Annotated in this window: 16 protein-coding genes; 9 read left to right on the top strand and 7 right to left on the bottom strand. The window is 71.2% G+C overall.

The genetic code is table 11. The annotated features are described in order from the left end of the window. Window positions 1-156 precede the first annotated feature (156 nt). Window positions 157-483 (top strand): hypothetical protein, encoded by a 327-nt coding sequence (locus ACGFU7_RS41475; RefSeq protein WP_114247858.1) that lies wholly within the window; start codon window positions 157-159, stop codon window positions 481-483. A gap of 108 nt (window positions 484-591) precedes the next feature. Further along, a complete protein-coding gene (locus tag ACGFU7_RS41470) occupies window positions 592-1,593 on the top strand; it encodes a DUF6745 domain-containing protein (protein ID WP_393703310.1) in 1,002 nt (333 codons plus the stop codon). A 30-nt stretch (window positions 1,594-1,623) separates the two neighbouring features. On the opposite strand, the gene ACGFU7_RS41465 is transcribed toward ACGFU7_RS41470, so the two are convergent. From ACGFU7_RS41465 to ACGFU7_RS41435, 7 genes are all read right to left on the bottom strand, one after another. Continuing rightward, window positions 1,624-1,749: a hypothetical protein gene (locus ACGFU7_RS41465; protein ID WP_393703308.1), complete on the bottom strand. Its 126-nt coding sequence runs from the start codon at window positions 1,747-1,749 to the stop codon at window positions 1,624-1,626. A 53-nt stretch (window positions 1,750-1,802) separates the two neighbouring features. Then, window positions 1,803-2,678, bottom strand: coding sequence for a serine hydrolase domain-containing protein (locus tag ACGFU7_RS41460; RefSeq protein WP_393703306.1), 876 nt, complete (start codon window positions 2,676-2,678; stop codon window positions 1,803-1,805). A 75-nt stretch (window positions 2,679-2,753) separates the two neighbouring features. Further along, window positions 2,754-3,365: a TetR/AcrR family transcriptional regulator gene (locus ACGFU7_RS41455; RefSeq protein ID WP_393703305.1), complete on the bottom strand. Its 612-nt coding sequence runs from the start codon at window positions 3,363-3,365 to the stop codon at window positions 2,754-2,756. An 80-nt stretch (window positions 3,366-3,445) separates the two neighbouring features. Continuing rightward, window positions 3,446-7,174, bottom strand: coding sequence for a S8 family serine peptidase (locus tag ACGFU7_RS41450; protein ID WP_393703303.1), 3,729 nt, complete (start codon window positions 7,172-7,174; stop codon window positions 3,446-3,448). Window positions 7,175-7,339: 165 nt separating this feature from the next. Then, window positions 7,340-8,578 carry a Glu/Leu/Phe/Val dehydrogenase dimerization domain-containing protein gene (locus tag ACGFU7_RS41445; RefSeq protein ID WP_393703302.1) on the bottom strand — a complete coding sequence of 413 codons (1,239 nt, stop codon included), beginning with the start codon at window positions 8,576-8,578 and terminating at the stop codon, window positions 7,340-7,342. Continuing rightward, window positions 8,575-10,197: a thiamine pyrophosphate-binding protein gene (locus ACGFU7_RS41440; protein ID WP_393703301.1), complete on the bottom strand. Its 1,623-nt coding sequence runs from the start codon at window positions 10,195-10,197 to the stop codon at window positions 8,575-8,577. Before ACGFU7_RS41440 ends, ACGFU7_RS41445 begins: the two co-directional genes overlap by 4 nt. Window positions 10,198-10,329: 132 nt before the next feature. After that, on the bottom strand, window positions 10,330-10,893 hold the full coding sequence (locus ACGFU7_RS41435; RefSeq protein WP_393703300.1) for a carboxymuconolactone decarboxylase family protein: 564 nt from the start codon (window positions 10,891-10,893) through the stop codon (window positions 10,330-10,332). Window positions 10,894-11,054: 161 nt separating this feature from the next. Between ACGFU7_RS41435 and ACGFU7_RS41430 the strand changes: the two genes are divergently transcribed. The 7 genes from ACGFU7_RS41430 to ACGFU7_RS41400 all read left to right on the top strand — a co-directional run bounded on the left by ACGFU7_RS41430 (window position 11,055) and on the right by ACGFU7_RS41400 (window position 17,366). Continuing rightward, window positions 11,055-11,495, top strand: a complete 441-nt coding sequence (locus ACGFU7_RS41430; protein ID WP_393703298.1) for a PPOX class F420-dependent oxidoreductase — start codon at window positions 11,055-11,057, stop codon at window positions 11,493-11,495. A 99-nt stretch (window positions 11,496-11,594) separates the two neighbouring features. After that, complete coding sequence (locus tag ACGFU7_RS41425) at window positions 11,595-12,839, top strand: MBL fold metallo-hydrolase (protein ID WP_393703297.1); 1,245 nt, start codon at window positions 11,595-11,597, stop codon at window positions 12,837-12,839. 426 nt (window positions 12,840-13,265) lie between these two features. Then, window positions 13,266-15,239, top strand: a complete 1,974-nt coding sequence (locus ACGFU7_RS41420; RefSeq protein WP_393703295.1) for a sensor histidine kinase — start codon at window positions 13,266-13,268, stop codon at window positions 15,237-15,239. A gap of 7 nt (window positions 15,240-15,246) precedes the next feature. After that, the gene (locus ACGFU7_RS41415; RefSeq protein WP_393703293.1) at window positions 15,247-15,681 is read left to right on the top strand and encodes a roadblock/LC7 domain-containing protein; all 435 of its coding nucleotides are present in this window, start codon (window positions 15,247-15,249) and stop codon (window positions 15,679-15,681) included. Window positions 15,682-15,683: 2 nt separating this feature from the next. Beyond that, window positions 15,684-16,055 (top strand): DUF742 domain-containing protein, encoded by a 372-nt coding sequence (locus ACGFU7_RS41410; RefSeq protein ID WP_327271533.1) that lies wholly within the window; start codon window positions 15,684-15,686, stop codon window positions 16,053-16,055. Further along, entirely contained in the window at window positions 16,033-16,782 is a 750-nt protein-coding gene (locus ACGFU7_RS41405) for an ATP/GTP-binding protein (protein ID WP_393703291.1), read from the top strand. Before ACGFU7_RS41410 ends, ACGFU7_RS41405 begins: the two co-directional genes overlap by 23 nt. Further along, a complete protein-coding gene (locus ACGFU7_RS41400) occupies window positions 16,779-17,366 on the top strand; it encodes a GAF domain-containing protein (protein WP_393703289.1) in 588 nt (195 codons plus the stop codon). Before ACGFU7_RS41405 ends, ACGFU7_RS41400 begins: the two co-directional genes overlap by 4 nt. Window positions 17,367-17,370 lie beyond the last annotated feature (4 nt).

The raw sequence follows: 17,370 nt of genomic DNA, 5'->3' as shown, positions 1-17,370 counted from the left end.
AGCCGGACAGAACAGTCGCAGGACAGCCCAGCAGGACGTCAGTCAGACCCTGAGCCACGACCACCGGAACCCGCTACGAGTATCAATGTCAGACCCTCCCCGTAGCGTTTTCCTCGTGGCCGGCACAGCGGGTGCGGCCATCGAGGGGAGACGTCTGTGTACCGGCAGGGTGATGTACTGATCGTGTCGTTGGAGGAGTCGGCGGTGCCCGCGCATCTTGTGGACGCGCCGGGTGAACCGAGGGACGGCCGGGGGCGGATGATCCTCGCGCTGGGCGAGGTCACCGGCCACGCCCATGCGGTCCAGGGGCCGGGCCGGCTGATGCGCGAGGCGGGTGCCTTCGGGCCGATGCTGCTCCATCTCCCCGAAGGCGGGCGGGTGGTGCACGAGGAGCACGCGGCGATACCGCTGTCGAAGGGCTGGTACCGCGTGGTGCGCCAGCGGGAGTACGCGCCGGGGGCGGTCCGCATCGTCGCGGACTGACACGGCCGGCCCATCCGGGCAGCAGCGGATCCGCGAAGCGGATCAGAGATCCGAAGCACGCAATCACAGAACACCGAACGACACCGAATCAGGGGACGGGGAAGACCGATGCAGTACGTGGACTCATGGCGGGCCGTGGCAGCGGCGACCGGCGCGGCGGACCGGGCCGCGGCCGAGGACGGGCTGCGGCTCGCCTACCGCAGCGCAGGACTTGCCGAGCCGGAGCGGATCGTCTGGGTCGACTCGCCCAGGGCCGCCGTGGAGGCCGTCGAGAAGCTCGTCGATGCCGGACGTTCGGTGCGCGACGAGATTCGGACCCGGCCGTGGGCGCAGGAGCGGCGCCGGATGTACGACGAGCTGGGCCCGGCGGGCTGGTCCGCCCTGTGGTCCGCCACGGGGGCGCAGCTCTGGGAGACCACGGCGGCGCTCGCCGAGCGGATCAGGAGCGGCGTCGTCGCGGACCTCACGGAACGCCCCGAGGACGAGTCCGATGTCCGGCTGCTGTTGCTCGACGCGGTCCTGGGCCAGCACGATGCGGCCTGGCTCGCAGCGTTCGACGGCCGGGGCGACCGGCTGGACGGTCTGGCCGAGGTGGCCAGGCACGCGGGCTGGTGGTGGCCCTACGAGCGTGTCGTGGTGATCAGCGAGCGCCCCGAAGCACTCCACCGGGACGAGGCGGGCCGGCTCGACCGCGGGGACGGCCCGGCGCTCGCCTACCGCGACGGCTTCGCGCTCCACGCGTGGCGGGGCATGCCCGTGCCCGCCGAATTCCTCGCGGAACTGAACTCCCTGACCCCCGAACGGATACGTGAGGAGGAGAACGCGGAACTGCGCCGCGTGATGCTGGAGTTCTACGGATACGACCGCTACCTCACCGAGTCGGCCGCCGAGCCGGTCCATCGGGACGAGACGGGCATCCTCTGGCGGATAGCGATGGACGGCGACGAGGACGTGGTGATGGTCGAGGTGGTCAACTCCACCCCGGAGCCGGACGGAACCAGCCGCACCTACTGGCTGCGGGTGCCGCCGACCACGAGGACCGCGAAGGACGGTGTGGCCTGGACCTTCGGACTTCAGGGGGATGCGTACGCACCCCTGCGCCAGACCTGACCGTCGGCGGCCCAGCGGGCCGAGCGCCTTTCAGGTCCTGGCGTTGAGGTGGGTTCGGATCTTGATGAAGGCCGGGACCAGTGGCGCCGGGGGGACGGAGGTCGACATGACCTGGGAGGCGAAGTGCGCGACGACCAGGTTCAGTTCGGGGGACATGAACAGGCGCTGTCCGTGGATGCCGCCGGCCGTGAAGGACTTGTAGGGGTCGTTCAGGATCCACCAGAGGTCGTGGTACGAGAGCGTGGCTGGTGAGTCCGGGGGTGCCGCCGGGAAGCGGACGCGGCGGGGGTAGCCGTCCGGGGTGCCGGTGGCGATCGTCGTGGCGATGCTTCGGGCAGGATCTGCCGGTCACCGATGGCGCCGCCGCAGCGGATCATCTCGCCGAGCCGGGCCACGTCACGCAAGGTCGCGCTGAAGCCGCCGCACGCGGCCTCGGTTCCTTCGGAGTCGAGGATGTGGCAGGCGTCCTCCTCCGCCCCCAGCCGGGACCAGATCACCTCGCTGAGCAGCGTGGACGTACTGATGCCGGTGACGCGGCGGAGGACCTCCGCGAGCGCCTCGACATTGCCGTTCTCGTAGCGGAATTCCGTGCCGGGCTTGCCGGTGGCCCGGGCGGTGGCGAGGTGTTCGCGGATGCTGGTGGGGCCGTTGTGGCCGTAAGGGCGCAACTGCGGGGCGAGGATGACGAAGTACCTCCGGGCCTCGATCGCCTTGTCGAAAGGCCGGCCGGCGTAGCTCATCAGGGTGCCCATGTGCAGCAGACCGTCGACCCGTGCCTCTCCGAACGCGGTTCCCGTGAATTCGGGGACGTATCGGGACACCGGCGCGTCGCGGTCGAACAGCCCCTGGTCCGCGAGGACGGCTGCCAGGAGGCCGATGTACGACTTGGCCGCCCAAGCGTTGAAGTGCGGCACGTGGGATTCGTAGCCGTGCAGGTAGCGCTCGTGGACCACGGTGCCGCGGTGCATGACGAGGAAGGCGTCCGTCTGGGCGGCGGCGAAGAGCGCCGGCAGGGTCGGCGACCGGCCGCCGGACGTGGTGAACTCCAGCGCTTCGAGATCGTGCGGTGCGCAGGGAACGTCCAACGGCTGCGTCCGGCTGCGTCCGGCCGCGCCATACGCGCCGGCTGGGCACGGTCGCGCGGCCGGCCGAGGACGCTGTCAGGCCGTCAGTGCCGCATGGTCGATGCCGAGTTCGCGGGCGAGGGCCTCGTCGGTCCAGGCCAGCATCGTGGCCCGGGAGAGCGGACCCGCGTACGACGTCATCTGCACGGCCAGGCCGTCCAGCAGGGCGGTCAGCCGCCACGCCACGGACATCGGGTCGTCGCAGTGGAACTCACCGGCGGCGGCGCCCTCTTCGATGACCTCGGCCAGCTCCGCCTTCCACTGCTGGTCGAGATCGCCGGCCACATTGCGCAGCGCCGGGTCGCGCAGCGAGGCCGCCCAGCCCTCGATCCACAGCCGCCAGCCCTTGGCCTGGCCCGTCGGCGCGTACCAGCGGACGGCGGAGCGCAGCCGCCGTACCGCACTGGTGCGGCGGCTCAGCAGCTTGCGCAGATGGGCGAGGTCGGCCTCGGCGGCATGCGCGAAGGCGGCCGCGACCAGCTTCTCCTTGGTCGAGAAGTGGTAGAGCACGAGCGCATTGCTCACACCGAGCACGGCGGCCACGTCGGCGATCCGTACCGCTGCGACCCCCCGCACCTCGATCTGTTCGACGGCAGCGCGCAGGAGCTCCTCGCGCCGTTCCGCCACGCTCAACCGCACTCTTGCCACGGCGTCACCCTAACGAATGCGCGGGGCCCGGGCAGGCCGGGGGCGGAGCCGCGTACGGCCCCGCCCCCAGAATCTGTCCGTCAGCACCAGATGTCGGTGCAGCCGGAGTTGTACGCGTCGATCAGGGTCTCCGTCAGCGAAGCACCTGAGGTGTCCGTGACGGTGGATCTCAGATCGACCTTGGCGGTCCCGAGGGCCGGGACGGTGACCTTCCAGCGGCCGTCCGCCCCGCTAGCTGCCGCGGCCTGCTTCCAGTCGGTGCCGTCCGTCGCGTACCAGACCTTCAGCGAGGCGATGGGAAGCGCCTTCCGGCTGCCCTGCGCGGAGAGACCGACCGTGTAGTCGAGCGGTTTCGCGGGGTCGGCCGCGTTCTCGCCGGTGAGCGGCAGCCGGTAGTCGAGGTCCAGCAGCCGGGCAGCGGCGGCCGACTTCTCGTGCCCGGAGCGCAGTCGCCACTCGCTGGTGACCCTGGTCCCGAGCATCCAGGTCACCGGATCCGGCGACGTACGCGTGGCATCGACGGTCAGCCGGTACCAGCTCTCCTTGCGCGGCAGGTCGAACGTGGCGCGTCCCGGTGCGGCATTGCGGGCCAGCACTTTCCCGCTGTCGTCCGCCAGGACCGTGCTCCCGCTGTCCGCGCCGGGCGCCGTCTCGGCCCGGTGACCGGCCGCGTCGGAGAACACCGGGAGCGCCACCTTCAGCTTGTCGCCCTCCCTGGTGACCTGGGCGGCACCGGCCTGCTTGCCGAGCGCCGGGTTGAAGGGGGCGGACATCCAGTCGTCCCGGTAGTCACCGTCCTTGCTGTACACGGTGGGCGGACCGCTCAGCGTCCCCAGCGGATAGACGCGGTCGCCGACGTCGTACTGATAGTGGAAGGTCGCCGTCGTCCACGCCACGTCCGGGGAGAAGTAGAGCGTCTGCTCCGACGGCGGACGGTAGCGGGTGACCTGCTGAAAGAGCGTCAGCCCGTGCCAGGTCGTCCAGGCATACATGCCCTTGGGGTCGGACGGGTAGCCGTGGGTGCGCTGCGTCGTCCGCACCTCGGCAAGGTCGGACCGCCGGTCGAACCAGTCGGCCCCGGCCGGAACCCGGCCATCGACCGAGTGGTGCAGATAATAGGCGTCCGCCCCGGTGTTGACGCCGTCGAGCGTCAGGGTCAGCGGGCCTGCGGCCAGCCGGTCACGCAGCGCGGGCACACTGGCCTCGTCCAGCCGGAGTACGGGTGTCGGCCGGTAGACGGAGAGCCCGTAGCCGACGTACATGATGGCGGCCGTGCCCGCGTCGGTCAGTTTCTGGTAGAGCGCGTTGTTGAACGAGGTCTGGCTGGTCGCCGGTGTCCACAGCACGATCTTGCCCTTGAGGTCCATCGCCGCCGGGTCGGTGTCCGCCCCGGTGCCGATGTCGACGACCTCACCGGTCGCGGTGCCCAGCCAGCTGTAGATGCTGTACTGCGACAGCAGCAGCTTCAGCGCGTTCGCCGAGGAGCCGGGCTCGTGCGCGTCGACCTCGCGCTGCTGCCAGCTCAGCCCGCCGAAGAAGGTCAGCCCGTCCAGCGCACCGCCGGTGGTGGGTACGGCCTCGACGCGGTACTGACCGGCGGAACTCGGTGCGACCAGACCGCTGTCCACGGCGCCGGAGCCGGTGCCTGCCCGCGAGACGATTCCGGTTGCCGACTGGAGGGTCACCCGTGCGGACCCGTCGTCCACTCCGATCCGTACCGGCTTCGCGTCCTTGGTGTCCAGTGCGACCGAGGTGTTCTGATCCACCGTCACCCGTCGGGCGAAGTGGATCGCCGTGGTGCCGACGACGGTGTTGCCCACCGTGTCGTACTCCCAGGTGTGTCCGAGAGCCCGGTAACTGCCGCGCGGCAGCGTCACCTTCTTCGGCGTGGTGCCCGTCAGCCCGATCAGCTGGGACGTGCCGGTCCTCTCGTTCTGCAGAACCACACCCGTCGAGGTGGACTCGCTGCCCTCACGCGGCGCGGGTCCGGTCAGGGTGAGGGTGTACGTCTCCGGATCGGCCTGGATCGAGACCGGCACGGTCGCCCGTCCGCCTCCCGGCCAGGTCGCGGTCACGGCACCGCCGTACGTCGTGCCTGCCTCGACCCGTGATGGTTCGAGCGTGACCTTCGAGACGGCGGAGGAACGCGCCGGGACGGTCAGCGTCTGCGCGTCGAGGCGCACCGCGGCGCTCTGCCCCGCGGAGAGCCTCAGCCTCACGGGCTTGTCGGTGGTGTTCGTCCAGGTCAGCTCGCGGCTCCGGGGCTCGGCGGAGGCGTTCGGGTACGTGGTGCCGGCGGCCAGGGTGGCGGGTTCGGCGACCACCGAGGTGGCCAGTGCGGCCGGTACGTCGGTGAGGCCGGAACCGGTGTCGGAGACCGTCGCACCGTCCACCGGCGCGGCGCTGCCGATCAGTGCCGCCTTCAGCCGGGCGCCGGACCAGTCGGGGTGCCGCTGGGCCAGCAGGGCCGCGGCGCCCGCCACATGCGGGCTCGCCATCGACGTACCGGAGAGCGAGGCGTACCGCTCGGTGACGGTGGCGTCGTCCAGGGTTCCGGCGGCACGCGCGGCAACGATGTCGCTGCCGGGGGCGGAGATCTCCGGTTTGACGGCGGGCCTGCCCTGACGCGGTCCGCGTGAGGAGAACGACGACATCTCACCGGACTTGGTGACCGAGCCGACCGTCAGAGCGGCGTCGGCGGCACCGGGGGCGCTGATCGTCCGATTGCCGCTGTTGCCCGCGGCGATGACGAAGAGTGTGCCGTGCTCGGCGGAGAGCTTGTCGACGGCGGCGGACAGCGGGTCGGTGCCGTCGGACGCCACGGTCGATCCGAGGCTCATGTTGACGACCTTGGCGTCCTGGTCGACGGCCCACTGCATGCCCGCCAGAATCCAGGAGTCGTAGCCGTAACCGTCGTTGCTGAGCACCTTGCCCTCGACGAGCTCCGCGCCCGGTGCGACACCCGCGTACCGGCCCCCGGAAGCGGCCCCGGAACCGGCGATGATCGAGGACACATGGGTGCCGTGGCCCTGCATGTCCTGGACGTCGCCGTCCCCGGTGAAGTCCTGCGAGGCGACGACGGCGCTCTTCAGATCGGGGTGGTCCCGGTCGTAGCCGGTGTCGAGAACGGCAACTCTGGTGCCCTTCCCGGTGATTCCGGCACGATGCGCCCGGTCGGCGCCGATCTGCGGTACGGACCTGTCGAGCGTGGCCCGCACCCTGCCGTCGAGCCAGACCTTGCCGATGCCCTCGTTGCGGGCCCGCGACTCCGTCCCGAGCTGCTTCCAGACGGAGTCGGCCGACTTCTTCGGCACATTGAGCGCGGTGGTCTGTGTGGTCGGGAAGGCCGCGGTGACCCGTGCGCCCTTCGGGGCTTCGGGGCTCCCGGTCGATGATGCGGCACTGCCGACGAGGATGCGCAGCGAGTCCGTATCGGCATCCGTGTAACCCGAGGCGACCAGCTCGGTCACATCGAACAGCCGCTGGTCCACACGGCCCCGGGAGATCTGGCCGATGGCATCGATGGGTACCGCGTACTCGTGGCCCCCGGCCCGGAAGCGGGTGAAGCCCATGCCCTCACGGCCGGTTCCCGGCACGATCGAGCTGATCTGTACGCCGTCCCCACGACCGGAGTACGTCACCACATCGCCGGTCAGCAGGGTGACGGTGCTGCTCCCGCCGGCCGTTGCCGGGGATGCGGACGGGTCGGCGAAGGCGGGGGTGTTGTCGGCGGCAGCGGGCAGTGTTCCACCGGCAAGGGCGGCGGCAAGCGCGGTGGCGCAGACCGCCGCCCATCTGGTCCGTCTCATTCTCACCTCGTGAACTCGTGTGTTTTCAGGGGGTGGTGAGGTGAGAGTGTCAGGAGCATGGCGGGTGGGAGGTGGCTCAGGGGTGGCGGGAAGCTGCCATGGCAGCTATACGCCGTACACGCCGGCAGTCGGCCGTAACGTCCTTGACCGGGCGTGCAGTTGGGTTCAGCGGTACCAGCCGAACCGCTGCGCCATCACCGGCAGCCGGTCGGCGACGATGGCATGGGCGGCGGCCCGCGGGGTGCAGTCGTCGGCCTCGGCGCGGGCCAGCATCAGGTCGATCAGGGCCCGCATCGAGCGGCGGGTGTGCTCGAACGCCTCGTCGGCGTCCGCCCCGATGTCACCGAACAGCGTCCACCACCACCAGGCGTTCGTACCGGAGTTGACGACCACATCCGGCAACACCGTGATTCCGCGAGCCGCGAGCAGCGCCTCCGCCTCCGGGATCACCGGCATGTTCGCCGCCTCGACGACCCAACGGGCCTGTATCCGGGCCTGGTTGGTGGCATCGATCGCGTACGAAACGGCTGCCGGTGCCAGTATCTCGGCTTCCTGCTCCAGCCAGGCGTCCGCGGGCAGTTCGCGGTCCCCGTCCCGGAGCGCGCCGCGGTCCACCGTCCCGTACCCGTCCCTGGCGGCCAGCAGTGCCTCGACATCCAGGCCGGCCGGATTGGCGATCGTGCCCTTGATGTCGGCCACGGCGACCACCGTCAGCCCGGCCCGCGCCAGGAACCGCGCCGTCGCCCCGCCCATGGTGCCGAGCCCCTGCACGGAGACCCTTGCGCCCCGGTACGGGACGCCCGCCCGGTCCAGCGCCGCGAGCGCCGACTCGGCGACCCCGCAGCCGCCGACCAGCTCGTCGAGCCCGATGCCGTCCACCTCGACGGCGAACGCGTCGGCGAGGCGCTGCCGGGCCGCCGTCTCGTCGTCGAGCAGCGGATAGACGGCCTGGATCGAGGAGACGAGCCCGGCCTCGGCCGCCGCCCGGTCCACGATGTCCTGGGTGAGCCCCAGGTCCTCACCCGTCGTCCAGACGTTCTCGATGTACGGGCGCACGGCCCGCAGATAGCGCACCAGAACGCCGTACGCCTCCGGGTCGCGCGGGTCGCAGTCGATGCCGCCCTTGGCGCCGCCGAGCGGTATGTAGCGGGCCCCCGCGTCATCGGCGTCGAAGTGGAGGGCCTCCTTCATCGTCATGCCGCGGGCCAGCCCCGCCACCTCGTCGAGGGTGCAGCCCGCCCGCATCCGCAGCCCGCCGCTGGACACACCGCGCACCAGCCGGTCCACGACCAGATGCCCCTGGCGGCCGGTGATGTGGTCGGTCCAGGTGAGCGAGATCAGCGGGGCGGACGGGGCGGACGGGGCGGACGGGGCGGTGGGGCGGGACACCGGAGGTGTCGTCATCGGGGGGTCTCCTCGGTCACAGTGATCACGGTGGGCCCGGGGGTGGTCAGGGCCAGGGACAGGGCGCGGGCCAGTGCCTCGGGGTTTTCGGCACGGGCACCGTGGCCGCCGTACGCCCGCGCCAGCGCGGGCAGGTCGACGGACGGCAGATCGACGCCCGTGGGGGTGTCGCCGCGCGCCGTCATTTCGTCGCGGATCTCCCCGTAGCCCCCGTTGTCGAACACCACGACGGGCAGCGGCAGCCGCAGCTGGACGGCGGTGGCGAGCTCCTGCACGGAGAACTGCAGCCCGCCGTCCCCGCTGAGCGCCACGACCTGCCGGTGGGGGTACGCGGTCTTCGCGCCGATCGCCGCGGGCAGCGCGTAGCCGAGCGTGCCGAAGCCGGTCGGGTGCAGATAGCGCCCACGCGGCCCGACGGGCAGATGGGGAAGGGCGCCGTAGTAGCAGCACTGCGCACTGTCCGAGGTCCAGATCGCGTCGGCATCGAGCACGGTCCGTGCGGCCCGCAGATACGGCACCCAGCGGGCGTCACGCTCCGCGGTCTCGGCATCCCGCGCGGCGCGCAGCGCCCGTACCGCGGCGGCACTGTCCCGCGCGCCCGAGTCCCCGGTTGCTTCCTCCAGCGCCTCCCGCAGCGCCTCCAGTGTGGGGCGCGCCGCGCCGACCAGCGCCAGATCGGCGGGCAGTCCCGCGTACATCTGGGCGGGGTCGATGTCGACCCGGATCAGTGTGCCGCTCAGCGTCGGCGGCGCGGACCACAGATCGGACTCGGCCAGCTCGGTGCCGACCGCGAGCAGCGCATCGCAGCCGGCCAGCCACTTCTGTACGGACGGGCTGTGCAGCGACACCCCGAGCGACAGCGGATGCGTCTCGTCGACGATCCCTTTGCCGTTGGCGGTGGTGACGACCGGGGCTGCCAGCGCCTCGGCGAGCGCCCGGCACTCGGCGGACGCGGCCCGCGCCCCTCCGCCGAGGACCAGCGCGGGATGCCGGGCCGACCGCAGGACCCGGGCCGCGTCCCGGAGCACGGGTCCGGCCGGGCCCGGGGCGGACAGCGGTGGCGTGAGCCGCACCGGTCCCGCCGGCTGCACCGTCTCCAGCAGATCCAGCGGCACCTCGACATGGACCGGACGCGGCCGCCGGGTACGGAACAGGGTGAACGCACGCGCCACCGCCGAGCCGATCTCCTCGACCGTCGACACCCGGTGGCTGAATGCCGCGACCGCGCGCAGTGCCTCGGTCTGGCTGCGCATCTCGTGCAGCAGACCGGTCGGCCGGCGGGGGTGGTGCAACGGCATCCCGGGCGACACGACCAGCAGCGGCACGCTGTCCGAATACGCCTGACCGACCGCTGCCGTGATGTTGAGCAGGGCCGGCCCGGTGGTGGTGATCGCCACCCCGGGCCGGTCGGTGACCCGTGCGTACGCATCCGCCGCGTACCCCGCGCCCTGTTCGTGCCGGGGCGTGACATGCGCGATCCCGTACGGGGCCAGATGCCGGTAGATCTCCAGGTTGTGCGTTCCCGGAATCCCGAACGCCCTGGTGACCCCGTGTGCCGCCAGGGCGCGGACCACGGCCTCGCCGCCGGTCGACGACGCATTTCCCGGTTGCTCGGGCACGCCGGCTCCCTCCGCTGACAGGCCGATGTCAACTCGTCGATTTACTGAATCGTCAGTCAGTATCGGGAGGCGGGAGCGCCCCTGTCAATGCGGCCACTGCTGAATCGTCGTTCAGTGGCTGGGCCGCGTCGGTCAGCGGCCTGCGGGGCGCTCCACCTCGCACCGGTCCTTGAAGCCCTGGCTGGTCAGGCCGAGGGCGGAATTGGTGCGGGAGCGCATGTTCTCCACCGCAACCATGGTCGTGAGCTCGACGAGCACCGCCTCGCCGAGCGTGGTCCGCAGCCGCTCCACCAGCTCGTCCCCGACCTCGGGCGGGGTGAGGCTCATCGCCTCCGCGTACGCCATGACGTCACGCTCCAGCGGGGTGTACGCCCCGCTCTCGCGCCACACCGGTACGTCACGCAGCTTGTCGGGGTCCATGCCGTGGCGGTGGTTCTCCCAGTAGCCGAAGTCCATGCACCAGCTGCAGCCGACGGTGGCCGCGGACGTCATGACGGCCAGCGCCTTGAGCTGCGGGTCCAGCTTCTTCCAGCGGCCCACCGCCAACTCGAAGCGGAGTCCGGCCCACAGCACCTTGGTGTGGTGGGCGGTGGCCCGTACGGGATCGATGACCTTGCCGTACGTACGCTCCGAGTACCACGACACGGCGCGGAAGAGGAGGGTACGGGGCGGGTCGAGCGAGATGCGGGCGGTCATGGCCGGTCTCCTTCGGTACGGCTCGGATGCCGTCCGGCGGCGCCGTGGGACGCCGTCGGCGGGCTGCGTTCACGGGTGTGACGGACGGGGGTGGCCCGGATGTGACACGGGAGCACGGGCGAATGCGGAATCCTGTGGCGGGCATGGACGTTGGATTCGGCATGACGGGATTCGATGCACAGCAGGACGCGCTGCTCGGGCTGCTCGGCGAGGAGAGCGGCGGCGTACTTGTGACGCTCAAGCGGGACGGCAGGCCCCAGCTGTCCAATGTCAATCACTTCTACTACCCCGACGAGCGCATCGTCCGCGTCTCGATCACCGAGGACCGGGCGAAGACGAAGAACCTCCGCCGCGACCCGCGGGCGAGCTACCACGTCACCAGCGCGGACCGCTGGGCGTGGACGGTCGTGGACGGCACGGCCGAGCTGACCCCGGTCGCAGCCGACCCGCACGACGCGACGGTGGAGGAGCTGATCACGCTCTACCGCGACGTCCAGGGCGAACACCCCGACTGGGACGACTACCGCACTGCGATGGTCCGGGACCGCCGCGTCGTGCTGCGGCTGCACATCGAGCACGCGTACGGGCAGCCGCGTGGCTGACGGAGCCCGGTCCGGCGATCAGCCCGTCGGCCGTTCCGCTCTCGCACTGCCGTACCCCCCGCCCATAATGAGACGACACCGACTCCCTCAGGAGATGCTGTGACCGGCGCTGACCCCTTGCCTCCGCTCCGCACCCGGCTGCGTTCGCTGCGCCCCGTCGCGTTCGGCGCCGATCCGGGCGGTGCCCGCATGGAGCGCATCCGCCGCTCGCCCAACTTCGCCGACGGCGTCTTTCAGAACCCGGTGGGGGCACGGACCAGGCCGTCCGGATCCACCCTGGAGTTCGCGAAGGTCTACTTCCGCAAGGAGGAGCGGGCGCGCAGGGCGCCGGTCGGCACTGTGCCCGTCCACGCCACCACCTACGCCGACCTCGCCGAGCCGCCCGCCACCGGGCTGCGGCTCACCTGGATGGGCCATTCCAGTGTGCTCGCCGAGATCGACGGCCGGCGGGTGCTCTTCGACCCGGTGTGGGGCGAGCGCTGTTCGCCCTTCGCCTTCGCCGGGCCCAAGCGGCTGCACCCCGTGCCGCTGCCGCTCGCCGCGCTCGGACCCGTCGACGCGGTGGTGATCTCCCACGACCACTACGACCACCTCGATCTGCCGACGATCCGGGCCCTCGCGGGCACGGACACGGTGTTCGCCGTCCCGCTCGGCGTCGGCGCGCATCTGGAGCGATGGGGCGTGTCCGCCGACCGGATGCGCGAACTGGACTGGAACGAGACCACGAGGATCGCCGGGGTCAGCCTGACCGCCACCCCGGCCCGTCACTTCTGCGGCCGCGGGCTGCGCAACCAGCAGCACACGCTCTGGGCGTCCTGGGCCGTCGCGGGGCCCGAGCACCGGATCTACCACAGCGGTGACACCGGCTACTTCCCGGGCTTCAAGGACATCGGCGCCGAGCACGGCCCGTTCGACGCGACGATGATCCAGATCGGCGCGTACTCCGAGTACTGGCCCGACATTCACATGACACCGGCCGAGGGCATGCGGGCCCATCTGGATCTCCAGGGCGGCAAGCCGCTCGGCGCGATGCTCCCGATCCACTGGGCCACTTTCAATCTCGCCCCGCACCCGTGGGCCGAGCCGGGCGAGGGCACCCTTGCCGCGGCGGAGGACGCGGGCGCCAGAATCGCCCTGCCGCGCCCCGGTGAGCCCTTCGAGCCCACGGCGCAGACCGTCCCCGCCGAGCCGTGGTGGCGTGCGGTGGCTCCGCAGCCGGTGGAGCGCCGGCCCACGGGCGCGGCGCGGATCACGGACCTCTCGGTCGAGGTGGGCGGCGCGGGCCCGGCCGCCGAGGACGCGGAGCCGGAGACCGACCACGCCGAGGTGGCGCCGACGGCATAGCGCGATTCCGGGCGTGTCCCGGTCATGGCGTACGGACCACACGCGTGGAACACCACGTCGTGGCGAACCGGTCACACGCGCGGAACATCAGACGGCTCGGCCCGTCCGGCACGACCGGACGGGCCGAGCCGTTCCGTGTGTTCAGGGGTTCGCTCCCGTAGGCCGTTCGGGTGTCCGCCGACCAGGTGTCAATGCGGCGTAATCGGTCTCCCGTGCGAGATGTCATACCAGAGCGGGACGGATGGCGGGCAAGTTCGACAACTGCCCGTCGCACCTGCGTGATTGACGACTACCGTGTGTGCCCGGTGATCAACGGTGGGCTCATGTCTTTCGAGCCTGCCCGACCGATGAAACGAGCCTGACCGACCACCGTAGGTGCCACCGCATGAACGCCGATTCCTGGTGCCCCACGTACCGAGGACACTGATGTCTCAACTTCGCGCACCCGAAGCGCGACCGGAACGCCGAGAGGGCGGACGGCACGGCCGGCCGGGTGCCCGTTCCCACTCGGCCACGGCCAGGCCGCGCGCCGCCCAGCTGTCCCACGAGGCGCGTATACGCCCCCAACTCCTGCGCACCGCGGTGCTGCCGACCGTCGCCGCGGTGCTGAGCGGAGCCGCAGCGGTCATCTTCACCGTCCGCTCCACCGGAGCCCGGCCGTCCGCCGAACTGTGGATCGCGCTGGGCGTGGCCGCCGTGCTGGCCGTCGCCGCCGTGCTGGCCGCGTACCTCGCCGCCAACCGCGTCGCCACCACCGTCTTCGGCCGCTGTCTGGCGCTCCGCCGCGCCAGCGCACAGGGCCAGGCCGAACTCCAGCGGGTGGTGGAACAGCTCCGCAACGGCGAACCCGTGCCCGCACGCAGACCCGCGCAGCCCGCCGCGCCCGGCAGCGACGCCTTCGAGCTGCTCGCACAGCAACTCGGCCGCCAGCAGGAAGTCGCCGTGGCCGCGGTCGTGCAGGCGTCCCGGCTCTCCGACCACACCGGCGAGGACCAGAAGGTCGAGGTCTTCGTCAATCTCGCCCGCCGGCTGCAGTCGCTCGTACACCGCGAGATCCAGCTGCTCGACGAGCTGGAGCACAAGGTCGAGGACCCCGATCTGCTCAAGGGCCTCTTCCACGTCGACCATCTCGCCACCCGCATCCGCAGGCACGCCGAGAACCTCGCCGTCCTCGGTGGCGCCGTCTCCCGGCGCCAGTGGAGCAACCCGGTCAGCATGACCGAGGTCCTGCGCTCGGCGATCGCCGAGGTCGAGCAGTACCCACGGGTCAAACTGGTACCGCCGATCGACGGCACCCTGCGCGGACACGCCGTGGCCGATGTGATCCATCTGCTGGCCGAACTGGTGGAGAACGCCACCGTGTTCTCCGCCCCGCACACCCAAGTGCTGCTCCGCGCCCAGCAGGTCACCGCCGGACTGGCCCTGGAGGTCGAGGACCGGGGCCTCGGAATGCCGGGCAACGAGCAGAAGCGGATGAACGCCCTGCTCGCCGACCCCGACCAGGTCAATGTGGCCCATCTCCTGCAGGACGGCCGGATCGGCCTGTTCGTCGTCGCGTCACTCGCCCGACGGCATGGCATCGCGGTCCGGCTGCAGAGCAACATCTACGGAGGCACGCAGGCCGTACTCGTCCTCCCGCAGACCCTGCTGGGCGTGGACGGGGACGCTCCGGCCGAGGGCGGCGCAGCTCCGGTGCCGCCCCCGGGGCCCGTACACCGTCCGCCGGCCGAGGACGACACCGGAAGCCACCACAAGCCGAACCCGAGCCTGAACCCCGGTCCGGGGCCGGCCGCGGCACCGGCCCCGCAGGCGAGCGCCAACCGGCAGCCGTACGTACCCACTCAACCGCTCCGCCTGCATCAATCACCCCAGCAGGTGCGACGCGAGGGCGAAGCCCCACCGCTCCCGCTGCGCGCCGAGCGCCTCGACCGCCCCACCCCGGCCGAGGCCCGCCCCGGAATCCGGCGCACGGACGATGCCCCCGCGTCTCTCCACTCCGAGCCCGGAGTCGTACGCGGCACCATGGGCCGGCCCCAACTCCCCAGGCGCGCCAACCAGGAGCACCTGGTTCCGCAGCTCAGGGAGGCACCGGCCCCGCGCACCGAGAGCGAACAAGCTCTGCACGACCCGGGACTCGTGGCGGCGTTCCGGCGGGGCATCGAACTCGCGGAGGCCCGTGCCGAATCCGAGGCGGACACCGACCGGGGCGCGGACACAAGCCTCGAAGCGGCGGCCCCGCAGACCTGGCAGCCCCAGGCCCCGCCCGGACCGCTGCCGGTCCGCGGACTCACCGCGACCGTCGCTCCGCACCCGGCCCCGGATGCGTCTTCGGATCCGTCCCTGGATCCGGACGTGGCCCCAGCCACCGACACCCTCGAAGCGAATACCTCCAAGGAGTAGATGCACCATGGCGACCGATATGCCGTCCGGTCAGGTCTCGGACCTCGACTGGCTGCTGAGCGGACTGGTCCAGCGCGTGCCGTACACACGCAGCGCAGTCCTTCTCTCCGCCGATGGGCTGGTGAAATCCCTCCACGGCATGGACGCCGACAGCGCCGACCACATGGCGGCGCTGGCCGCCGGCCTGTACTCGCTCGGCCGCAGCGCCGGCGCGCGCTTCGGCGACAGCGGCGACGTACGCCAGGTGGTGGTCGAGCTCGACTCGACGCTGCTGTTCGTCTCCACCGCCGGGTCGGGCACCTGCCTCGCCGTACTCGCCGGCCGCGAGGCGGACGCGGCGGTGCTCGGCTACGAGATGACCATGCTGGTCAAGAGCGTCCGGCCCTATCTGATGACTCCGGCGAGACAAGCGGCCGGGACACCGAGCGCCACGGGGCTGTGAGGGTGTCGGTTCCGCAGGACGGGCCGTTGCTCGACGACGCGGCAGGCCGGCTCATCCGCCCGTACACCGTGAGCAACGGCCGTACCCGTCCGACGACCGTGCTCGATCTGCTCTCCCTGGTGATGGCCACCGGGACCGAGCCGCAGATCCATCTCGGTCCCGAGCACTCCGTCGCGCTGGGGCTGTGCGGCGGCCCCACCTCGGTGGCCGAGATCGCCGCCCATCTACGGCTGCCCGCAGTTGTCACCAAGGTGCTTGTCTCCGACCTGGTCGACTGCGGGGCAGTCACCGCGCACCCGCCGGCCTTCCATGACATGCCCACCGACCGATCTCTGCTGGAGGCAGTGCTCGATGGCTTACGACGACAGCTCTGACGGCTTCGGCAGCTCCGCCGCGTACGAGAACAGCGCAAGCTCCGAAGGCTTCGGAAGCTATGGAAGCCATGGCCATCCGGAAGGCTACGGCGACTCCGGTGGAGCCTATGATCCCGGTGGCGCGTATGAGTCCGGTGGTTCCGAAGGCTTTCCCGTCGCGCTCAAAGTGCTGGTGGCAGGCGGGTTCGGCGTCGGCAAGACGACCTTTGTCGGCGCAGTCAGCGAAATCGCACCGCTGAGCACGGAAGAGCTGCTGACCCAGGTCAGCGCCGCCACCGACAGCCTCGACGGCATCGAGTCCAAGACCTCCACCACCGTGGCGATGGACTTCGGCCGCATCACGCTCGACGAGCAGCATGTGCTGTATCTGTTCGGCACCCCGGGCCAGGAACGCTTCTGGTTCATGTGGGACGAGCTCTCCCAGGGGGCGCTCGGAGCGGTCGTGATCGCGGACACCCGCAGGCTCGCGGAGTGCTTCGCCGCCGTCGACTTCTTCGAGCGGCGCGGCATCGGATTCATCGTCGCGGTGAACGAGTTCGACGGCGCCTACCGCTACGCGCCCGAGGAGGTACGGGCCGCACTCGACCTGGGACCGGACGTGCCGGTCGTGCTCTGCGACGCCCGGATCGCCAGCTCCGGCACCGGGGCACTGGTCACGCTGGTCCAGCACCTGATCAACGCCACCTCCGCCCCGGCCCCGTTGTCCGGATTCGGAGCCCACCCGTGACCCGGCATGCCGGTGGCCGGCTGCTGCTCACGCCTGTCGACCGCGACGCCTTCGTCCGTGCCCAGCGGCTGCGGACCCTGGGCCTCGGGGAACGTGCCGATGCCTCGTTCGACAACTTCGACGCCTTCGCCGACCGGGTGGCCGAAGTGACCGAAGTTCCCTTCTCGATGGTCAACTTCATCGACGGGAACCGGCAGTTCTACGCCGGACTGCACACCCCGGCCGGCACGCACAAGGGCTTCGACCTTGGCGCCACGGCCGCGGGCAGCGGCCGCGGCGGCCGGTATGTGGCCCTCGACCGCGGCTACTGCCCGCATGTGGTCGTACGGCGCAAGGCGCTCGTCCTGGAGGACGTCTGCGACTACCCACGATTCGCCGGGAACCCGGTGGTCGACGAAATAGGCATCCGCTCCTACCTCGGCGCGCCCCTCATCGACCGCAGAGGCATCGCCCTGGGTGCCGTCTGCGCGGTCGACACCGTGCCCCGTCCGTGGGGCAGGGCAGGACTCGACACGATCAAGTCCCTGGCGCAGGAACTCGTCGGGCACATCGACCAGCGGGAGGGGAACAGCATCGGCATCTGACCGC

This window comes from Streptomyces sp. NPDC048473 (assembly GCF_043200155.1).
Taxonomy (GTDB): domain Bacteria; phylum Actinomycetota; class Actinomycetes; order Streptomycetales; family Streptomycetaceae; genus Streptomyces.
This window is presented reverse-complemented; position numbering and strand designations above follow the sequence as displayed.

Coding starts and splice junctions, on each gene's coding strand:
- ACGFU7_RS41470 (WP_393703310.1), top strand. CDS start 592: ATGCAGTACGTGGACTCATGGCGGGCCGTGGCAGCGGCGACCGGCGCG.
- ACGFU7_RS41465 (WP_393703308.1), bottom strand. CDS start 1,749: ATGTCCCCCGAACTGAACCTGGTCGTCGCGCACTTCGCCTCCCAGGTC.
- ACGFU7_RS41450 (WP_393703303.1), bottom strand. CDS start 7,174: ATGAGACGGACCAGATGGGCGGCGGTCTGCGCCACCGCGCTTGCCGCC.
- ACGFU7_RS41445 (WP_393703302.1), bottom strand. CDS start 8,578: ATGACGACACCTCCGGTGTCCCGCCCCACCGCCCCGTCCGCCCCGTCC.
- ACGFU7_RS41435 (WP_393703300.1), bottom strand. CDS start 10,893: ATGACCGCCCGCATCTCGCTCGACCCGCCCCGTACCCTCCTCTTCCGC.
- ACGFU7_RS41430 (WP_393703298.1), top strand. CDS start 11,055: ATGACGGGATTCGATGCACAGCAGGACGCGCTGCTCGGGCTGCTCGGC.
- ACGFU7_RS41420 (WP_393703295.1), top strand. CDS start 13,266: ATGTCTCAACTTCGCGCACCCGAAGCGCGACCGGAACGCCGAGAGGGC.
- ACGFU7_RS41415 (WP_393703293.1), top strand. CDS start 15,247: ATGGCGACCGATATGCCGTCCGGTCAGGTCTCGGACCTCGACTGGCTG.
- ACGFU7_RS41405 (WP_393703291.1), top strand. CDS start 16,033: ATGGCTTACGACGACAGCTCTGACGGCTTCGGCAGCTCCGCCGCGTAC.